Origin of the sequence: Oceanicella actignis (assembly GCF_008124525.1) — a bacterium.
In the GTDB taxonomy this organism is placed as follows: Bacteria; Pseudomonadota; Alphaproteobacteria; order Rhodobacterales; family Rhodobacteraceae; genus Oceanicella; species Oceanicella actignis.
Window position 1 is genome coordinate 1 of record NZ_VNHJ01000020.1, and the last position, 645, is coordinate 645.

Annotated in this window: 1 CRISPR repeat array. The window is 67.9% G+C overall.

The window, feature by feature from the left end:
• The first annotated feature begins 1 nt into the window (after position 1).
• Positions 2-641: a CRISPR direct-repeat array (repeat unit 29 nt; unit sequence GCGTTCCCCGCACACGCGGGGATGACCCG).
• Positions 642-645 lie beyond the last annotated feature (4 nt).

Consider the following 645-nt stretch of genomic DNA (forward strand, 5'->3'; position numbering starts at 1 on the left):
GGCGTTCCCCGCACACGCGGGGATGACCCGATTGCCCTGTCGCGCGCGCGTGGGCGTTCATGGCGTTCCCCGCACACGCGGGGATGACCCGCCCCACAACGTGGAAATCAGCGATCCCTTGATGCGTTCCCCGCACACGCGGGGATGACCCGCCGGACGCTGACGACTACATGCGCTGGACGCTGCGTTCCCCGCACACGCGGGGATGACCCGAACGCGCGCTTCTCTCCCCGCACTTCGTGCGCGCGTTCCCCGCACACGCGGGGATGACCCGGGAGAGAGCCAGGAACCAGAAGGCGGTCGCATGCGTTCCCCCGCACACGCGGGGATGACCCGACCATTAGGACGATCTGCGACATGAGGTTGGAGCGTTCCCCGCACACGCGGGGATGACCCGACTGTCCGCGTCCTCGAAGGCATTGCTCAAATGCGTTCCCCGCACACGCGGGGATGACCCGGCGCGCACGATCGCAATTTCGAGACGGCGGAAGCGTTCCCCGCACACGCGGGGATGACCCGTATTTCCAGTCGCCGTATGATCCGGTTGGCGCGCGTTCCCCGCACACGCGGGGATGACCCGTATCATGTGGTGGTGGCCAACCCGCCGTATATGCGTTCCCCGCACACGCGGGGATGACCCGCGGC